This window comes from Photorhabdus hainanensis (assembly GCF_018448965.1).
GTDB lineage: Bacteria > Pseudomonadota > Gammaproteobacteria > Enterobacterales > Enterobacteriaceae > Photorhabdus > Photorhabdus akhurstii.
In genome coordinates, this window is the sequence record NZ_RCWD01000039.1 from 1 (window position 1) to 18,642 (window position 18,642).

18 protein-coding genes and 1 pseudogene are annotated in these 18,642 nt (G+C 42.4%); 12 read left to right on the plus strand and 7 right to left on the minus strand.

Annotated features, from left to right (window positions below):
- Positions 1 to 578: 578 nt before the first annotated feature.
- The 4 genes from acuI (at position 579) to accC (ending at position 4,079) form a co-directional block, all read left to right on the plus strand.
- On the plus strand, positions 579 to 1,556 hold the full coding sequence (gene acuI, locus EAE92_RS19165; protein WP_214069235.1) for an acrylyl-CoA reductase (NADPH): 978 nt from the start codon (positions 579 to 581) through the stop codon (positions 1,554 to 1,556).
- Between the two features lie 209 nt (positions 1,557 to 1,765).
- On the plus strand, positions 1,766 to 2,218 hold the full coding sequence (aroQ, locus tag EAE92_RS19170; RefSeq protein ID WP_214069236.1) for a type II 3-dehydroquinate dehydratase: 453 nt from the start codon (positions 1,766 to 1,768) through the stop codon (positions 2,216 to 2,218).
- A gap of 28 nt (positions 2,219 to 2,246) precedes the next feature.
- A complete protein-coding gene (gene accB / locus EAE92_RS19175; protein WP_036809307.1) occupies positions 2,247 to 2,717 on the plus strand; it encodes an acetyl-CoA carboxylase biotin carboxyl carrier protein in 471 nt (156 codons plus the stop codon).
- A gap of 12 nt (positions 2,718 to 2,729) precedes the next feature.
- Entirely contained in the window at positions 2,730 to 4,079 is a 1,350-nt protein-coding gene (accC, locus tag EAE92_RS19180) for an acetyl-CoA carboxylase biotin carboxylase subunit (RefSeq protein ID WP_046395108.1), read from the plus strand.
- An 866-nt stretch (positions 4,080 to 4,945) separates the two neighbouring features.
- Here the strand turns inward: accC and EAE92_RS19185 are convergent.
- Positions 4,946 to 5,890 (minus strand): IS1595 family transposase, encoded by a 945-nt coding sequence (locus EAE92_RS19185; protein WP_214069237.1) that lies wholly within the window; start codon positions 5,888 to 5,890, stop codon positions 4,946 to 4,948.
- A gap of 656 nt (positions 5,891 to 6,546) precedes the next feature.
- Complete coding sequence (gene cynR, locus EAE92_RS19190; RefSeq protein ID WP_214069238.1) at positions 6,547 to 7,416, minus strand: transcriptional regulator CynR; 870 nt, start codon at positions 7,414 to 7,416, stop codon at positions 6,547 to 6,549.
- Between the two features lie 212 nt (positions 7,417 to 7,628).
- On the opposite strand from cynR, the gene EAE92_RS19195 reads away from it, so the two are divergent.
- Both EAE92_RS19195 and EAE92_RS24760 read left to right on the plus strand, forming a co-directional pair.
- Positions 7,629 to 8,096 carry a nucleoside deaminase gene (locus EAE92_RS19195; RefSeq protein ID WP_040149294.1) on the plus strand — a complete coding sequence of 156 codons (468 nt, stop codon included), beginning with the start codon at positions 7,629 to 7,631 and terminating at the stop codon, positions 8,094 to 8,096.
- Positions 8,097 to 8,148: 52 nt separating this feature from the next.
- Positions 8,149 to 8,292: pseudogene (locus EAE92_RS24760) on the plus strand (IS982 family transposase); the annotation flags it as partial.
- Here EAE92_RS24760 and EAE92_RS19200 read toward each other — a convergent pair.
- Positions 8,287 to 8,622: a plasmid stabilization protein gene (locus tag EAE92_RS19200; RefSeq protein WP_105394663.1), complete on the minus strand. Its 336-nt coding sequence runs from the start codon at positions 8,620 to 8,622 to the stop codon at positions 8,287 to 8,289. The pseudogene EAE92_RS24760 and the gene EAE92_RS19200 overlap by 6 nt on opposite strands.
- Positions 8,612 to 8,965, minus strand: a complete 354-nt coding sequence (locus tag EAE92_RS19205; RefSeq protein ID WP_246545301.1) for a type II toxin-antitoxin system Phd/YefM family antitoxin — start codon at positions 8,963 to 8,965, stop codon at positions 8,612 to 8,614. The genes EAE92_RS19200 and EAE92_RS19205 overlap by 11 nt, the downstream gene beginning before the upstream one ends.
- A gap of 342 nt (positions 8,966 to 9,307) precedes the next feature.
- Here EAE92_RS19205 and EAE92_RS19210 point away from each other — a divergent pair, with 342 nt between their 5' ends.
- The 5 genes from EAE92_RS19210 (at position 9,308) to fis (ending at position 13,460) form a co-directional block, all read left to right on the plus strand.
- Positions 9,308 to 9,550, plus strand: coding sequence for a YhdT family protein (locus tag EAE92_RS19210; protein ID WP_046395112.1), 243 nt, complete (start codon positions 9,308 to 9,310; stop codon positions 9,548 to 9,550).
- Positions 9,540 to 10,985 carry a sodium/pantothenate symporter gene (gene panF, locus EAE92_RS19215; RefSeq protein WP_214069239.1) on the plus strand — a complete coding sequence of 482 codons (1,446 nt, stop codon included), beginning with the start codon at positions 9,540 to 9,542 and terminating at the stop codon, positions 10,983 to 10,985. Before EAE92_RS19210 ends, panF begins: the two co-directional genes overlap by 11 nt.
- Before the next feature lie 13 nt (positions 10,986 to 10,998).
- Entirely contained in the window at positions 10,999 to 11,889 is an 891-nt protein-coding gene (prmA, locus tag EAE92_RS19220; RefSeq protein ID WP_214069240.1) for a 50S ribosomal protein L11 methyltransferase, read from the plus strand.
- 283 nt (positions 11,890 to 12,172) lie between these two features.
- Positions 12,173 to 13,138: a tRNA dihydrouridine synthase DusB gene (gene dusB, locus EAE92_RS19225; protein WP_214069270.1), complete on the plus strand. Its 966-nt coding sequence runs from the start codon at positions 12,173 to 12,175 to the stop codon at positions 13,136 to 13,138.
- A gap of 25 nt (positions 13,139 to 13,163) precedes the next feature.
- On the plus strand, positions 13,164 to 13,460 hold the full coding sequence (gene fis, locus EAE92_RS19230) for a DNA-binding transcriptional regulator Fis (RefSeq protein ID WP_010847912.1): 297 nt from the start codon (positions 13,164 to 13,166) through the stop codon (positions 13,458 to 13,460).
- Positions 13,461 to 13,664: 204 nt separating this feature from the next.
- Here fis and EAE92_RS19235 read toward each other — a convergent pair whose 3' ends face one another.
- Positions 13,665 to 14,828 carry a multidrug effflux MFS transporter gene (locus EAE92_RS19235; RefSeq protein ID WP_214069241.1) on the minus strand — a complete coding sequence of 388 codons (1,164 nt, stop codon included), beginning with the start codon at positions 14,826 to 14,828 and terminating at the stop codon, positions 13,665 to 13,667.
- A 101-nt stretch (positions 14,829 to 14,929) separates the two neighbouring features.
- On the opposite strand from EAE92_RS19235, the gene EAE92_RS19240 reads away from it, so the two are divergent.
- Entirely contained in the window at positions 14,930 to 15,709 is a 780-nt protein-coding gene (locus tag EAE92_RS19240) for an AraC family transcriptional regulator (RefSeq protein ID WP_214069242.1), read from the plus strand.
- Between the two features lie 189 nt (positions 15,710 to 15,898).
- Here the strand turns inward: EAE92_RS19240 and EAE92_RS19245 are convergent, their stop codons facing one another.
- A complete protein-coding gene (locus EAE92_RS19245) occupies positions 15,899 to 17,158 on the minus strand; it encodes an insecticidal delta-endotoxin Cry8Ea1 family protein (protein WP_214069243.1) in 1,260 nt (419 codons plus the stop codon).
- Between the two features lie 29 nt (positions 17,159 to 17,187).
- Positions 17,188 to 17,589, minus strand: coding sequence for a hypothetical protein (locus EAE92_RS19250; RefSeq protein WP_036809336.1), 402 nt, complete (start codon positions 17,587 to 17,589; stop codon positions 17,188 to 17,190).
- Positions 17,590 to 18,642 lie beyond the last annotated feature (1,053 nt).

The window sequence follows — 18,642 nt, forward strand, 5'->3', positions numbered from 1 at the left end:
TGAAATAAACTCATGAATAGAAATGCCTTTTTGGAATTGAATCTGATTTTTAGCCATTTTCATTTACCTCCACACAGACTTATTTTAAGTATACGCCTATGGGAGCTGAATTTAAGTGATAATCAGGTAACGAAATGCAAGAACCACCTGATTTTGCATAATTTAGCATTATGGCGCCACTGGTACCGTACCGGCTAAATCCGCTGCTGCTTTTTGACCAGTAGCTATTCCGGTAAGTTCACATCAAGCGCATACCTATAAATTCATACTTCGGCTCACCATTACCTATACTTAACTGCAAGTACGTAGTCTGTGTAGTGAACAAATTAATGATGTAATAAACTGTGACTAAAATACAACACTTTCTGCTAAAAAATAATAAAAAACAGAATTTTCTGAAATAGAACGCCATATGCAACAAAGCTGGAATATGACAATGGGATTACAGATAAAAATGCAAATAAATTCTGTTTTATAATCCATCAACACTTTATTTTTTCTTATATACCTTATGTAAATCACCCATTTTTATCTATCCTTAATTGAATGACAAATCAATTACAGAGAACAGAACGATAATGAAAGCCCTGCTACTCAAACAACAACAGAACCAATTATCAGCGTCCATTGAAGAAATTGACGCAGCTCATCTTCCCGAAGGAGACGTTACTGTCGATATTCACTGGTCAACGCTGAACTATAAAGATGCATTAGCCATTACAGGCAAAGGAAAAATTATCCGCCAATTCCCAATGATACCGGGCATTGATTTCTCTGGCATTGTACACAGTACCGAAGATCCCCGTTTTCATATCGGTCAGCATGTATTATTAACCGGCTGGGGTGTAGGAGAAAATCATTGGGGTGGACTGGCGGAACAAGCCCGAGTTTCAGGGGAATGGTTGACACCTTTACCTGCCGGTTTGGATAGCAGACAAGCAATGATCATTGGTACTGCTGGCTTTACCGCCATGCTGTGCGTTATCGCCCTGGAACAAGGCGGCGTTAAACCAGAAAGTGGTGATGTTATTGTGACAGGCGCCAGCGGGGGTGTAGGCAGTACGGCGATAGCGCTACTCTCACAACTTGGCTATTCCGTTGTTGCCGTTAGCGGCAGACCAGAAAATCATGAATATTTGTTATCTCTAGGGGCAAAAAAGGTTTTGCCGCGCCATGAATTTAGCCAACCACCTCGCCCACTGGAAAAACAACTTTGGGCCGGAGCCATCGACACGGTAGGCGATAGTGTACTGGCGACAATACTGGCTCAAACTCACTATAACGGCACTGTTGCCGCCTGTGGCCTTGCCGGTAATGCAAATCTGCCAACAACAGTGATGCCATTTATCTTACGTAACGTACGTCTGCAAGGCGTAGAGTCCGTTACGGTTCCATCAGCCAAGCGACCTGCCGTGTGGCAACGCCTGCAAAAGCTATTACCGGCTTCTTTTTATCAGCAAGCAACGACGGAAATAACACTGGAACAAGCCGTGGAATACGCCAATAAATTGATAGCTAACCAAGTTACAGGGCGTACATTGGTAAGAGTTCGTTAAGAATTGTGATTAGCCTCTAAAGTACAGTGGTTTTATTCTTGACATTTTTTCTGATAAGACCAGTATTTAGCTGCTAAATGCTACGATATCATTATAATGTCGCGCTTTATCGCCGAAATGAACTAAGTGGCTGTTACAAAAAGATGACAAATCGCTAATATCGGATTATGTTGGCACATTGTTGACAAATTGCCGGAGATACCAGCACAATGGCAGACAAGTTTCACATTTTACTCCTTAACGGCCCTAACCTAAATATGTTAGGAACCCGGGAGCCTGATATTTATGGCAACTTAACACTTGGTGATATCGTCGGTAAATTGTCTGAAGAGGCCCATCAATTAGGGGTCAAATTCAGTCACCTGCAATCCAATGCGGAATTTGAGCTGATAAATAGAATTCATTCTGCACAGGGTAATACCGATTTTATTTTGATTAACCCTGCTGCATTCACGCATACCAGCGTGGCACTGCGTGATGCATTGCTGACAGTGAAGATCCCATTTATTGAGATCCACCTCTCCAATGTTCACGCGCGCGAGCCATTTCGTCATCACTCATATCTTTCAGATCTTGCTGTTGGTGTAATCTGCGGTTTAGGGGTAGATGGCTATAGCTTTGCATTACAGGCAGCGGTAAACCGCTTGCCAAAACTCAACTAATTAAACAGAAGAGTACGGAATCACACTCATGGATATTCGTAAGATAAAAAAACTGATCGAGCTGGTTGAAGAATCTGGCATCTCTGAACTAGAAATTTCTGAAGGGGAAGAGTCAGTGCGCATCAGCCGCGCATTAGCCCCCCAGAGTTTTCCGGCAGCTCAACAATATATTCCCGTTCAAGCGCAACAACCTGCGCTGGCTAGTGCTGTCGCGCCTTCTCAGGCTCTACCAGAAACAATCAGCGACAGATCGGCGGCAATCGACGGTCACGTTGTTCGTTCCCCAATGGTAGGAACCTTCTATCGTACGCCTAGCCCGGATGCGAAACCATTTATCAACATCGGCGACCGTGTCAATGTAGGTGATACCCTCTGCATCGTTGAAGCAATGAAAATGATGAATCAGATCGAAGCCGACAAAGCAGGTGTGGTTAAAGCGATTCTTGTGGAAAGCGGTCAACCCGTTGAATTTGACGAGCCATTGGTCGTCATCGAATAACGAGGCGTTCCCATGCTTGATAAAATTGTAATTGCTAACCGTGGTGAAATTGCCCTGCGTATCCTGCGAGCTTGTAAAGAGTTGGGGATCAAAACCGTTGCGGTACATTCAGCTGCGGATCGTGACTTAAAACACGTCCTGCTGGCAGACGAAACTATCTGTATTGGCCCGGCAGCTTCTGCAAAAAGCTACCTGAATATCCCGGCAATTATTTCCGCGGCAGAAATCACTGGCGCTGTGGCTATTCACCCTGGCTACGGTTTTCTGTCTGAAAACGCAGATTTTGCTGAACAGGTTGAACGTTCTGGCTTTATTTTTATCGGTCCAAAAGCAGAAACGATCCGCCTGATGGGTGATAAGGTTTCTGCTATCAATGCGATGAAAAAAGCGGGCGTTCCTTGTGTACCTGGCTCTGATGGCCCATTGTCTGATGACACAGAGAAAAACAAAGCCTTCGCTAAACGCATCGGCTATCCTGTCATCATCAAAGCGTCTGGCGGCGGCGGCGGTCGCGGTATGCGCGTCGTCCGCAGCGATAAAGATCTGGAACAATCAATCAATATGACCCGTGCGGAAGCAAAAGCCGCTTTCAACAACGATATGGTTTACATGGAAAAATTCCTTGAGAATCCACGTCATATTGAGATCCAGGTATTGGCCGACGGTCAAGGTCAAGCCATTTATCTGGCTGAACGTGATTGCTCTATGCAACGCCGTCACCAGAAAGTTGTCGAAGAAGCCCCTGCACCAGGCATCACGCCAGAAATGCGTCGCAGCATTGGTGAACGCTGTGCTAACGCGTGTATCGAAATTGGCTATCGTGGCGCCGGTACTTTCGAATTCCTGTATGAAAATGGCGAATTCTATTTCATTGAGATGAACACCCGTATTCAGGTCGAACATCCCGTTACAGAAATGATTACCGGTGTTGACCTGATTAAAGAGCAATTGCGGATTGCCGCAGGTATGCCGCTCTCAATTAAGCAGAAAGATGTTGTTATTCGTGGTCACGCTATTGAGTGTCGTATCAACGCCGAAGATCCGAAAACGTTCCTGCCAAGCCCAGGTAAAATTACCCGCTTCCACTCACCAGGTGGATTTGGCGTACGTTGGGAATCGCATATTTATGCTGGCTACACCGTTCCCCCTTACTATGATTCAATGATTGGTAAGCTGATTACTTACGGTGAAAATCGAGACAATGCCATTGCCCGTATGAAAAACGCATTGGCAGAATTGATCATTGATGGCATCAAAACAAATATCGAGCTTCAACAGACGATTATGAATGATGAAAACTTTCAGAATGGTGGCACGAATATCCACTATCTGGAGAAAAAACTGGGATTACAGGAAACTTAAAACCGGTTTAATGACATCAATACCTCTGAAGGAGCGCTTAAACGCTCCTTCAGATTACTGACAAAACGCCGCTTTTTAGCCGACACTTTGTTTTAATCGAGTTCTGTTCGCCAAACGGAGTTTACCACCACTTTAAAAACCCACCTTGAGGTAAAATCAGTGTGATTTTAGAATCTGTAAAAAGGGCAAACGCATCACGAAAAAACCAGTAAAAACGTTAGTCGTTAAAGGTAAAACCGAAAGTCATTAAAGATTTTTTAAAGCAGGTAAAAAACTCGATACTATACTGATATTGGAAGAGAAAATATCAGGAAAAACGGCTTTTAAATCTATTAACCGTATTAAGAAAATTTTCTCAAAAAAAAGATTTTGCATGCCTGAAAGGAGTCTACGCAAAATGAGGATAATCGTTAAAAAAACTGAGAGGCTTTTAGATTAGACATGGAAAAAAGAACAAAAACGTTTAAAAACATTAAAGATGATTAAAGAAATGAGCTATTTCTTTTTTGGCGATCGCAAGCACCTTTCTAGCGGTGCTTAACTCTGTTATCTATCAGATAAAGGTTAAAAAAATAGGTTCCGATTAATACCAGATTTTTAAGCAAAATATAATGGCTAAAAAACAGTTTACTCCTTGCCATATTTAATGCATTTATCAGCGATGCTATACTCCGCTTATTTTATAATTACCTAATCTGCCATTACCATTTAAAAGTTAAAATACAGAAATATTAAAACTTTTATATAAAAGGCGGATTTAACTAAATACATGCAACTTTTCAAAAGCAGAGTTAATTATATTTAATCGAAGTCATCAACCATTAAAAGAAAGTCGAAAAGAAATCAACATGCAAAAGAATACCTGATTACCATCGAATCTCAGCTAGCTTGAGTAAATACTCAGGTATAGGTGCTGCCCGGATACATGAATAAATAAGCTGTTCGAATGTTTTTTTAAGGTTAAAGCGCCAATTGAACCTGAAACAGAATTCGGCAAGATAACGAGGTAAATACTTTTTGCTAATCGAATGATATGTTCCGCGTATCGAATTTTTTACATTACTTATCATTGTGTTAACCCACTGAAAATAAGGAAGCTTAACACTCTGCGCTCCACCGCCGGTGACGAGGGGCAAATGGAAAGTCCCGGCTTGCTCAATCCCCCGAAAGCAAGCTAATCCATCTGAAATAACAAGGGATTTTGGTTTAAGATGCACTTTAGCCCAACGGGTCAGTTCCTCGGTCTTAAACCCTTTCACAACGCTGAAACGCATGAACATAGGGTGGCCCTTTTCATTCATTGAAACTGCCGCAACGAAAGGGCATTTCCCTTTTGCCCCTCGCCCTCGGGGGCCATGCTGAGCCCCTCCCCAGTATGCGTCGTCAAGCTGAATAAACCCGCCGAGAGGCTTTTCGTCATCCCGTTCTTTCATTGCTTTCATTAGCTTGTGTTTCATACGCCATGCCGCATTGTAGGAAATGCCCAGTTGACGTGACAATTCAAGTGCAGAAATCCCATTTTTCTCCTGAGTCATGAGATAAATCGCCAAAAACCACACAGTTAAAGGTAATTTTGACGCAGAAAACAATGTGCCGGCCGTCAAAGATGTCTGATGATGGCATTGATTGCACTGATAAAGGAGACGAGATTTTAACTGGCAATACTTATCATGCCCACAATGAGGGCAGTGATACCCCGTAGGCCAGCGCATATCGAACACCTGTTTCTGGCATTGTTCTTCATGACCATATAATGAAATAAACTCATGAATAGAAATGCCTTTTTGGAATTGAATCTGATTTTTAGCCATTTTCATTTACCTCCACACAGACTTATTTTAAGTATACGCCTATGGGAGCTGAATTTAAGTGATAATCAGGAAAGAATATTACCCGAACAGATGGGGATTAAAGCGCTTTCTCATCGTTATTTTATGAAGAAAAACATAAAAACAACGCAATAAAAAAATGGATAAAACGATTAATCCGGCAGGATTAACACCCTGAAAAAATGGGGGATTATCTGAAAAAACATCAAGGATAGTGATTTATTAAAACTACTCGGAATTGCCGGTAAAACAGCGTCAGTAAAGGGTATGATTAACGTTGGTTTAACGTAAAACACGATATCCTATAGTGATTAAACTTAATAAAAATCAGGTGGTAAAAGTGGTAACAAATAGTTAAAACACTAACTGATTAAAACCCTAAATTAAAACAGTGACTTTAAATAACAGTTTAAAACCTGCTCATGATAAAATTCAAAGTGGGAGCCTGTAATTTAAACTGGCTTTACACTATTTAAATTACAGTCTCACCAAACCCACCCACTCTTTAAATTAATAATTTTTTACTCTATATATAATTTCTCCAGATAGTGAGATGCTTTTATACAACTTATGCAATAATTAACTTTTACAAAAATAAACTTATTTTAATATCAATTAGAAAAATAGTAACACCAACATCAATATTCCAGCGCAAGCTCGATAAACGCCCGCGCCGCGGCCGTCTGGTAAGCTCCTTTTCGCTGCATGAGAACCGCCGTTCTTTGTAGCAGTGAGGGGGTTAGAACAATCGAAACCAATTCCTCCCGATCACAGGCAATCTTTGCCGGCAGCAACGTGGCAAGGCTTGTATGTCGGATGATCTCAATGACAGCGCTTAGCGAATTGGCCTCCATCAAAACGCGGGGACAAATGTCGTTCTGCCTACAATAACGATCGATCTGCTTCCGTGTAGCGAATTCGGACGTGAGGAGAACCAGAGACTCGTTGTTCAAGGCTTTCAGACTCATCGTTCGACACTTTGCAAGGGGATGCTCCTTACCAACGACCAGCGCTAGCGTCTCCACCAGAAGTCGTTGTGCATCGATATCAGGCGAGTGGATCTCATCAAACGCGATCCCGACATCAAGTTCGTCATCGACCAGAAGCTCTTCAATGCGCTCCTGCGACATCTCCCGAACCGTTAACGTGATGTTGGGATAGAGATTGTGGAACGACTTGACCAAGGGGCCGATAAGATAAGTCGTGAACGTCGGCGTGACGGCAACGCGCAGAGAACCGCGACTCAGATCGGCAACGTCGTGGATCGCCCGCTTTCCTTCCTCCAAATCCTGTAATGCCCGTCGCGCATAGCGGAAATAGACCTCGCCAGCATCCGTCAGCCGCATGGCACGTCCGGTCCGATCAAACAGTTGCGCCCCAAGGGTTTCCTCAAGCTGCTTAATCTGCTGCGACAATGCCGGCTGAGACACATGCAAAGCTGTAGCGGCACGCGTGAAGCTGTGGTGCTCGGCCACGGCAAGAAAGTAGTTGATATGTCGTAAAAGCATGTGGATCTCCATAAGGTATGCCTATGGAGTACATAGTAAATCAGTCTTTTACCTTATGGATATCCGAAAGTAATCTTCAATCCATCTTTTCATTACACGACACAGAGATCAACCATGAAAGAGATCATCAAAGGCTTTCTGAAATTCCAGCACGAACTCTCTGAGTCGGCAACCACGCTTTGATTCAATCTATTTTTAATGAGGTTTTTCCTATGAATTTTGTAAAACGCACTATCGACCTTGCGATGAAAAATGTGGAGCAAGGGGGCCGGCCGTTCGCCACCGTGATCGTACGTGACGGCGACATCATAGCTGAAAGCCCGAACCTGGTAGCACAGACCTGCGATCCGACCGCACACGCGGAAATCCTGGCTGTACGAGAAGCGTGCAAGAAGCTCGGGACCGAGCACCTGACCGACTGCGATATCTACATTCTCGCCAGCCCCTGCCCTATGTGCCTAGGCTCGCTCTACTACTGTAGCCCGAAACAGGTTATCTACATCACCACACGCGAAGACTACGCACCATTCTACAAGGATGATCGCAAGTACTTCGAGCTGGATACATTCTACGCAGAGTACGCGAAGCCCATCGAGGAACGCCGCTTGCCCATGATCCAAAAGAAGGACGAAAGCGCTATCAAGGTGTACCAGCGCTGGCAAAAGCTGAACAAGAAGTGACTCTCTGGCTTCTGGTCGGACATCCAGAATTTGAGATCGACATGGCGATACGACCATCGTGATTGCCTTTCATATGTCACATTATCGGGATTTTAAAAACTTCTACTGTGGATTAGTTCGACGATATCACCAACAAGACTTTCCCACTCTGTTGAGTTATACCCGCTTTCTGAACGTCATCTCCTCGGTTTTAGTGGCGTAGACAGTATTGAATAAGCGCCTGCCTAATACTTTGCTTGGTACTTAAAAACAGTAATGGATAAACGATACCTTCTGACTCAGAAAAACGGTAAATAGCTCTCAACTGGAGTTTGGAGTCAACATAATCGTGATAAGTGGTGAGACCAAGATCTGCTGCTTCTATACATAATGGAGTGCTTTCAGGATGGTCGTTTACCCTTCCCTCAAATCCAGCAATGAAACTATCAAGAAGCTCTTGAGTAGCGACTTGGCCTATATGTCTTGCCAAATAGTAGAACCGATCATGAAGTTGGTCCCGGAATGCAAAAGAGTACTCAAATCTCATCAACCAATCCTTTCAGCCCAGCCCTAAGGTTGGCAGATGAAACCGTTCGGCCTGCTTGCACGTCCTTTTCAGCAAAAGATAGCAGTCGTAACAGGGCCATCTGCTCCTGCTGCATTTCAAACTGAACAGGATCTTGAACCACGTAGAGAGGTTCTCCATTTTGCGTGACGATTACGGGGTCGGAAACATCCATAGAAGCCAGTTCTTTCTTGAATGCTGATACTGTAGTTATGCGTGGCGAAGTAAATAGGGTCATAGCGTTCTCCAATAATGAAATACAACTACCAATGAAAGAATATACCCAAATCACCGATGAGTCCATATATGGGCTGTATATGGACATGGCCTGCTCGGATTACTGACAAAGCGCCGTTTTTTTATCCAGCGCTTTGCTTTAATTAAATTCCTCTCACCCGACAGAGATGGCCGCCATATTAAGAATACCTTTTCCCCAGACTTTCCCGCCAGAAACGCTCTCGCTTGACAAGCTGATTCATAATGAAAGAAACCCCGTTATTTTCAACGAGGTTTGTCAGCGGTCTGAAAGAGTGTATAAACAAATTCTCTCTTTTTTGTCCGTTGCTATTTTTAGGCTATTGACCACATATCACATTTTTCCTGAATGAATTCGCATCTTGCCGTACAATCCTTCCCTTCTCATCTTATTTAATTACCGGAAGAACGAATGGACAGACGATTTGTTCAATCCCACAAAGAAGCACTTTGGGCCGTGTTTCTAACGCTTGCTTATCTTATTGGCTGGCTATTGACAGCCTATTTACCCAGCGAAGCTCCCGGTGTCACCGGCTTACCTCGCTGGTTTGAAATGGCATGTTTGTTACTACCAGTTGTATTCATTATCTTCTGCTGGTTAATGGTGAAATTTATTTTCAAAGAAGTCCCGCTGGAGGATGAGAATGCAAAGTGAAGTTATCTTACCTCTGCTTGGCTATCTTGCATTAATATTTCTGCTGTCAGTTTACGCTTATCGACGCCACCAGAAAGGCCCCTTCCTGACTGAATATTTCCTTGGCAACCGTTCAATGGGCGGTTTTGTATTGGCAATGACCATTACCGCCACCTATATCAGCGCCAGCTCATTTATCGGCGGACCGGGAGCAGCCTATAAATATGGTCTGGGATGGGTATTGCTGTCGCTGATTCAGTTGCCGGCAATATGGCTTTCCTTGGCAGTGTTAGGTAAGAAATTCGCCATTCTCGCCCGTCGCTATAATGCCGTTACCCTTAATGACATGTTGTATGCCCGTTACGGCAGTCGTTTTCTGGTTTGGTTTGCCAGCCTCAGTCTTTTAGTCGCTTTTGTCGGCGCGATGACCGTTCAGTTTATTGGCGGCGCACGCCTGCTGGAAACGGCTGCGGGTATCCCTTATGGCGCCGGATTAATGATTTTCGGTATCTCTATCGCTCTCTATACCGCATTTGGAGGGTTTAGAGCGAGTGTCCTCAATGATGCCCTACAAGGGCTGGTAATGCTGTTAGGCACTGTTCTACTGCTGGTAGCGATTATCTATAAGGCAGGCGGTCTGTCGGAAGCAGTTACCACATTACGCGCAATTAATCCTGATCTGGTTTCCCCACAAGGCGCAGACCATATCCTTGACGGGCCTTTCATGGCATCGTTCTGGGTACTGGTCTGTTTTGGGGTAATCGGATTGCCTCACACCGCGGTCCGTTGCATCTCCTACCGCGATAGTAAAGCTGTTCATCGTGGGATCATCATCGGAACTATCGTCATGACAATCCTGATGTTTGGTATGCACTTAGCTGGCGCAATTGGTCGAGCCATTATTCCTGATTTGACCATTCCCGATCAGGTGATCCCAACGCTGATGATCACTGTATTGCCGCCATTCGCCGCTGGAATTTTTCTGGCCGCGCCGATGGCCGCCATTATGTCCACAATTAATGCACAACTGCTGCAATCTTCTGCAACAATCGTCAAAGATCTCTATCTAAATTTGTTTCCACAACAAATCGTACAGGAAAAAAAACTAGCCCGGATTTCCAGTTTTTCTACCCTGATTCTTGGTTTGTTGCTGCTTTTAGCCGCCTGGCGCCCACCCGAGATGATTATCTGGCTGAATCTACTGGCTTTCGGCGGCTTACAAGCCGTATTCCTCTGGCCATTAGTCCTAGGCCTGTATTGGGAAAAAGCCAATACCTATGGCGCTATCAGTTCAATGATTACAGGGGCAACAAGCTATACTTTGCTCGCGAGTTTCAATATCAATCTATTGGGCTTCCACCCGATCGTGCCATCATTGCTACTTAGCCTGTTGGCTTTCTGGATGGGCAATACCCTCGGTCAGCGATTACCGCAAAAAGCGCTCAGACCTCATTAAAGGAAAATTTTTTATGCCTTGGATACAACTTCGATTAAATACCACAGGACAGCTCGCTGAATCCCTTGGAGATACTCTGATGGAAAATGGCGCAGTCTCAGTCACCTTTCAAGACAGCCACGATAATCCTGTATTCGAACCCCTGCCGGGCGAGACCCGTTTATGGGGAGATACCGATGTCATTGGGCTGTATGATGCTGAAATCGATATGAAAGCTGTAATCAGCCAGCTCGAACAAGTTCCTGAGTTGGGTGAAGGATTTATTCATAAAATCGAACAATTGGAAGACAAAGATTGGGAGCGTGAATGGATGGATAACTTCCACCCAATGCGTTTTGGCGAGCGCTTGTGGATTTGTCCAAGCTGGCGCGATGTCCCGGACCCAAACGCAGTCAACGTTATGCTGGACCCTGGACTGGCTTTCGGTACAGGCACCCACCCAACCACATCATTATGCTTGCAATGGCTGGACAGTCTCAATCTGGAAGGTAAAACGGTTATCGATTTTGGTTGCGGTTCCGGCATACTAGCAATTGCTGCGCTAAAACTCGGTGCAACGCACGCTATTGGCATAGATATCGACCCACAAGCTATTCAGGCCAGCCGAGACAATGCAGAACGTAATGGCGTTCTGGAGCGTTTAACGCTATATTTGGCGAAAGATGCACCAACCGATCTTGAATCTGATGTAGTAATTGCTAATATTTTGGCAGGCCCTCTGCGTGAACTCGCCCCTGTCATTGGCGCATTACCAAAACCGGGCGGCCTGTTAGGTCTATCGGGTATTTTAACAAATCAGGCAGAAAGTGTTATTCATGCCTATACTGATAAATTCGCAATCGATCCTGTTGCGGAGCAGGAAGAGTGGTGTCGGATATCCGGGGTAAAATTAGTAACAAATTAAAATTATTTTATTTTGATACTATTTCAAGTGTGAATTTTGATCGCTTACTGATGGTAATCCGTGCTATCAGCAAACTTGCTGATAGAAATATCCTAAGTGACAAACTTTACCAATAACATATAACACCATGTTATTTATGAATAATTATGTTTATCCCAGAAGAAAAGTTGGAAAAAAGTTGTAACAAATGGCGATTTGCTCAAAGTTTGGCCTTTCATATTTTGCGAAAAATGCGTAATATACGCGCCCTTGCAGTCACAGTATGGCCACTCTTTCTTCGTTTATGCGTATCGGACAATACCAGCTGAAAAACTGTCTTATTGCGGCCCCAATGGCTGGCATAACTGACCGTCCGTTTCGGTCGCTATGTTACAAAATGGGTGCAGGCATGACAGTATCGGAAATGCTCTCTTCCAACCCACAGGTCTGGAAGACAGACAAATCCCGGCTACGTATGGTTCACAGTGACGAACTGGGCATTCGTTCCGTGCAAATTGCTGGGAGTGATCCTGATGAAATGGCAGCAGCAGCGAAGATCAACGTCGCTAATGGTGCTCAGATCATTGATATCAACATGGGGTGTCCAGCCAAGAAAGTGAATCGTAAGCTGGCAGGTTCAGCTTTACTGCGTTACCCAGAATTGGTGGAAAAAATTCTTTCTACCGTTGTAAACGCAGTAGATGTTCCTGTTACGCTGAAAATTCGCACTGGATGGTCGCCAGAAGAACAAAACTGTGTAAAGATTGCCCAATTGGCCGAGCATTGTGGTATTCAAGCTCTGACGATCCACGGCAGGACTCGTGCCTGCTTATTTAACGGAGAAGCAGAGTACGACAATATTCGGACAGTTAAGCAGACTGTTGCCATTCCGGTTATTGCCAATGGTGACATTACTGACCCGCTTAAGGCCAGAGCAGTGCTTGAATACACCGGGGCTGACGCCCTGATGATAGGCCGCGCTGCTCAGGGAAGACCCTGGATCTTCCGGGAAATCCAGCATTATCTGGAAACAGGAGAACTGCTGTCACCGATGCCGATTGGCGAAGTGCAGCATTTGATGAACGAGCATATACGGGAATTGCACGACTTTTATGGTCCAGGCAAGGGAGCCCGTATCGCACGTAAGCATGTATCTTGGTATCTCCGGGAACATGCTCCTGATGACCAGTTCCGGCGCACATTCAACACCATAGAGGATGCCAGCGAACAGCTGGAGGTGTTGGGGGCATATTTCGAAAATTTTGCGTAATATAAAGAAAAGAGCTGACAGAACTATGTTCGAACAACGCGTAAATTCTGACGTACTAACCGTTGCTACTGTAAATTCACAAGATCAGGTAACTCAAAAACCTTTACGTGATTCAGTTAAACAAGCACTGAAGAACTATTTTGCTCAACTAAATGGTCAAGATGTTAATGATCTGTATGAGCTGGTATTGGCTGAAGTGGAACAGCCATTGTTGGACATGGTGATGCAATACACCCGTGGCAACCAAACACGCGCTGCCCTGATGATGGGCATCAACCGTGGCACACTGCGTAAGAAATTGAAAAAATATGGCATGAACTAATTACTAAAGTTAGTTCATTAAAAAAGGCGCTGTACCTCTTGGTAAAGTGCCTTTTTTGCCAAACCAAAAAAAGTAATGCCGAATTTTGGGGGCCTTACGCAATAAAATGCAGATTATTTAGTTGCCTGGCAATTATAAAATCTGCATTGAACCTTTCTTTTGCCTGATTGGTTTACCATAATTCCAAATCTTCCCAATGTCAGGTCATTCTGTAACTGATAGGTTATTTTCAGCTTTCATTAAAATGAAATAATTGGTTACAGCCAACAATAAGATAAAACAACCACAACATATCAAGACAACACCAAGATGTTGGTTCCAACCCGCTAGCGCCAAACCGCCGCCTAATATCAAATAGTAAAGCAAGCCTAATAGCGCCCCTGCCGTTCCCAATCTATCCGTATAATTGCTCAATGCAGAAGCCAGGATGTTAGGAATTGCGATTCCGTAGGCCACAACAATCAAAACCATAGGCAGAATAAACAACCAGGTATCTTCCAGAACCATTATCAATCCGCCGCCAATCAGAACAATAACAGCAGCAAGCAACACTAAATTTGATGAACTCCACTGTTTGTTCAGCAAGAATTTATTCAACCAAGCGCCAATGCCTACTCCCGATGCCAAAAATAATCCTGTGTAACCAAACATCTCAGGAGAGAATCCTAACCGTTCAAAATTAAATGGAGCTAATTGGTAATAACTGAACAAACATAGGTTAAAGAGGGCTATCAACAGGGCATTACGCCAAATTGCCATATCCTTGAGCATCATAAGTAAAGTACTGGTGAGTGGTATTATCGCCACGGCTACCGGACGGGTTTCAGGCAAATAAATAGCAACCCAACCTGACAGTAATACCGCGAGTAAAGACAACCCCACAAAAACGCCTTTATATCCCCAGAAGTACACCAAAATAGAACCACTTATCATGCCAATTGCCGGACTTACTGCCAAAGCGACCCCCATGATAGAAAACACGCGAGCTAATTCACTTCCTTGATAAGAATCTCTCATTATTGTTTGAGTTCCTACCGAGCCTACTGCGGCCCCAAATGCAGATAACATTCTGGCCGCCAATAACAACTCAAACTGACGGCTTAGTAATGCCGCTAATGAAGCGCCGCTATAGAGTAATAATCCACTCAATATCGTTGGCCGTCTTCCTATGAGATCACACAAACGCCCCCAAATCACCACACCGATGGCGAAAGCAAAAAAATATAAAGATAAAGTTTGAGCGGCTTGTTCGGCACTCACTTTAAATTCCTTTGCGATATCGGTTAACGCCGGGCTATAGATGGTTTCTACAATTTGTGGAAACATCATTAACGCTGTTGCCAGCACAAGTCCAATTTTACGTTGCATTGTATTTTCTTAATCAGTTAGACAATAAGCGTAAATTAGCACTCCATCAATTGTCACATTATAATAATGAAGACAATTTGTTTATTAAATAGGACATAAATATGACATGGCTTTCTCGTGATGATAATTTTGATCCTGATAGCCTTGGCTTACCGGTAGTGGGGATCGCGGCTGAACTAGGTCAGCATGACTCAGGATTTCATCAACATGAGATGGGGCAATTATTATTTACCCAACAAGGGTGCATTAATATCACCCTGGCAGATCACCTATGCATACTTCCACCAACTCGGGTTGCCTGGATTCCACCACGTATTATTCATAGAGCAGAAATGAAAGGCTCTGTCGGGTATCGTTCGATTTATTTAGATGTAAATCAGATCGGATATTTAGCGGAACACGTTGAGGTATTGGAAGTTACACCTCTGTTACGTGCAATATTAGAACGAATAGCGCTGGCTCCCTTTAATATAGATTGGTTACATGGATCTGCTGCTAATCTATTGGCTGTTTGTCTTGATGAAATCCATCAGGCAAAAAGAGAACCGACACTATTACCGCTCCCTTTTGACCGTCGTTTGGCCCGTATTCCTCTGACCACACTGCCGCCGCCGCTCAAAATACTTGCCATGAATATCGGAGCCAGTGAGAAAACCATCAGTCGGATATTTCGCCGAGAAACAGGACTCAGTTACCAGCAGTGGCGGCAACAGTGGCGTTTGATCAAATCTATAGAATTACTGGCAAAACAGGGAAATTTGTCATCTGTCGCTAATGAATTAGCGTTTTCCAGTGATAGTGCTTTCATCCTATTTTTCAAAAAAATGACCGGTCGATCACCAAGGGAATATATGTCTGCTTATAAGGAACATAGTTATTGAGATAAACAGTTATTGAGGTAAATAGTTATTGAGATAATATACAAAGAATTGCCGACATCAAAATAACTATTCATCAAAAAAATGATTCACCATATGAACAGAGATGCCGGCAAATATATTAGATACAGAAGAAAACTAAATAAAAACCAATAACATTCTACGTATATAAAATATACTTATTAAAAGCTATTATTTTTCATCGTCATTTATCAGTTGATAAGATACAGCAATATTTGCTGCCTGACCAGCTAATGGGCTGTAATCACTGGACAAATATATCCCTGCAATATAGTGGCTTTCACCGACATAAAATTTCCTATACCGAGATGTTCCAGGAGAACCTAATGACAATGAACGACCATCTCTCAAAGTAAAGACCGCTTGATCAACAGCACCATTGCCCCATACTTCCAAACTGGTAATTCGACTACCATTCAGAGAAATAGATGACGTCTCACCAGATATTGTACCTAATTGATGGCGACTACCATCATCAAATACAACTGTCAGCCCTCCTACCCTCGCAGCCCCGCCAATACGCACAATATGTCCCGTTAACGAATCTATCCTTCTCCTTTTTCCTCCATTAAGAGCCGGTTTGAGAGGTGGAGCCATATCTTTCTCTGGAGTCAATGCCTGAATTCTGGCTTTTGCTGTTTGACGGTCAAAGAAAGTAGAATAACTTAAAACATCAACATAGATTCTATTATTTACAGACTCAGCTTCACTTAATCTATCCCAAATACTGATATATTCAATTCCATGTAACCGACAGTGACCATGAACAGACATCACATTATTTGCAACAGTATCAGCCGTCGAGTTATTAAGAGCATCATTTAGCTCTCTATCATATATATTATTAATATAGCTATTAGCCTGTTCTACCGTCTTTTTAATTAATCCTCGGACTTTTTCAATATCGATATTACTAAGCCCAATTTCATCTTTTCTCTCTAAACCAGCAACCCAATATGTTATCTGCATCATAACCGTAGTAGAAAACATGGGTAATATCTGATAGTTAACATCATCGGAAAAATTATTAAATTTTTTGTGATAACCGTCTATATTTTCTGCCAGGTTATTAAAAGCACTCCTCGCTTCTTCTGATCCTGGGTGCTTATCAAGAAGATCAGCAACGGTTGCCATCCGCTCTTGTATATATGCAATATCACCTGCAAGGATACCTTTAATCGTCTTTAACGCAGACTCCTCTATCATCCTTTCAATTTGTTTGACAATCCCTTCCCATATATTTTCTTTCGATTGAGGCCAGAATAAACCGACTAAAAAAGATATAGCAGGGCCAACTGAGGGTATAAAAGAGATTCCCCCTATGATTGCATTTTTTACAATGTCAGTAACATCCCACTCTAATGCACTCGTTTTTACCGCATATTCATTAGCTACAATGGTTCTTATGTCTAAAACATTTTCTGTCTGCATAATGAAACCCTTCAATTAAGATAAGATGTTTAGACCAAATTTGCCGTCACATAAGCAACTTTATCCGAGTTATTATAGATAACAAACTTACTATAATAAAAGGAGTTGCTAGGCACATTTAATACCTTATCTTCTCCTAATCCTACATCTATCGAACCAGACTCAAACCATTCAGAAGTAAAACTATGAGACCAGTAAAATTTAGCCGTAACACTATTTGCTAACCCTGTATTGACAACTCTCAGAGATTTTCTGGATTCTGGAATTATTGGCGTATCTATTCTAAATACTTCCACACTAGCATGAGGTGATATAGTCAGTTCACTCAAAGGACCAACTGCATTTAAGTCTTTATGTACTGGAACAGGAGAATTAGAATAAACTTCCGCTTTCTGTTCATCTGAATCAACAACAATGGTTATTCTAGACATATTTATTTTCCTCATTAAAATTTAAATAAAACCAACTCAACTTACATATAAACATTTTCAAAACACAGTATTACCACTTAATTAAAGATACTCTTTAACCATTATAGAACCACTATTACCTTTGAAATTTAATTCCCCAATATATTATGTGGACTTTACATACCACAATAACTCACCAGAACATTAAGATATCCATATTATAAGTTAGTTATTAATGAGACATATCTAAAACAAATCACAACAATATAAAACTATAGCAGAGATATAGTCCGTGTCAATGTCTTGATTCAATGAAATCACTATTATTTGCGAATTGCCAAAATGACATGAGATAAAAACAATATATAAAAAAATATTAAAATGGAAATTATTGACATTATGTTATTTACTCTAATTTAATAATGTTAATATTGGTTACTATAGTGCTACATAATTCTATTTTTTATTTTACAATTTTACCTTTATGCAGTGACTATAATAATTCACAAATTCACTCACAATATTAAAATTATAATAAATAAAACAGTCTATTATCTTGACCATATATTTTTATTATTTTCCAATCAACAATACCTTTATTACCAATTAATTATACCTTTTATAAGATAATGGATAAACATTCTTAAAAGCATATCCTTTCTGATAAAATAAAATTAGCTTCATAATAGCAAAGTAATTTTGACTGTAGACTTTAGCTACTCAAATATACTGAATACAATTAATTGACCTTTCATTACTCCACCAATAAACTATCCCCGTCATCTTTCAAGTTGCCTCTTTGTTGGCTACACTCACTCACCCCGGTCACATAGTTATCTATGCTCCCGGGGATTCGCTCCCTTGCCGTCGCGATGCATCTTGAAATCCATAGGGTATATATCGCTTAAAATATGACGAAAAAACACAGAAAAAAATAAGGGCAGATTTCAAAGCATTTGAAACCACACTCGTTGCCCCGCCCACAGATAATACCAAACTCAAATCATTATTAATGGCGTCCTCACCTTGGGAAAAAACAACCTTCCCAGTACTACGAGGATAATCAACCATCTT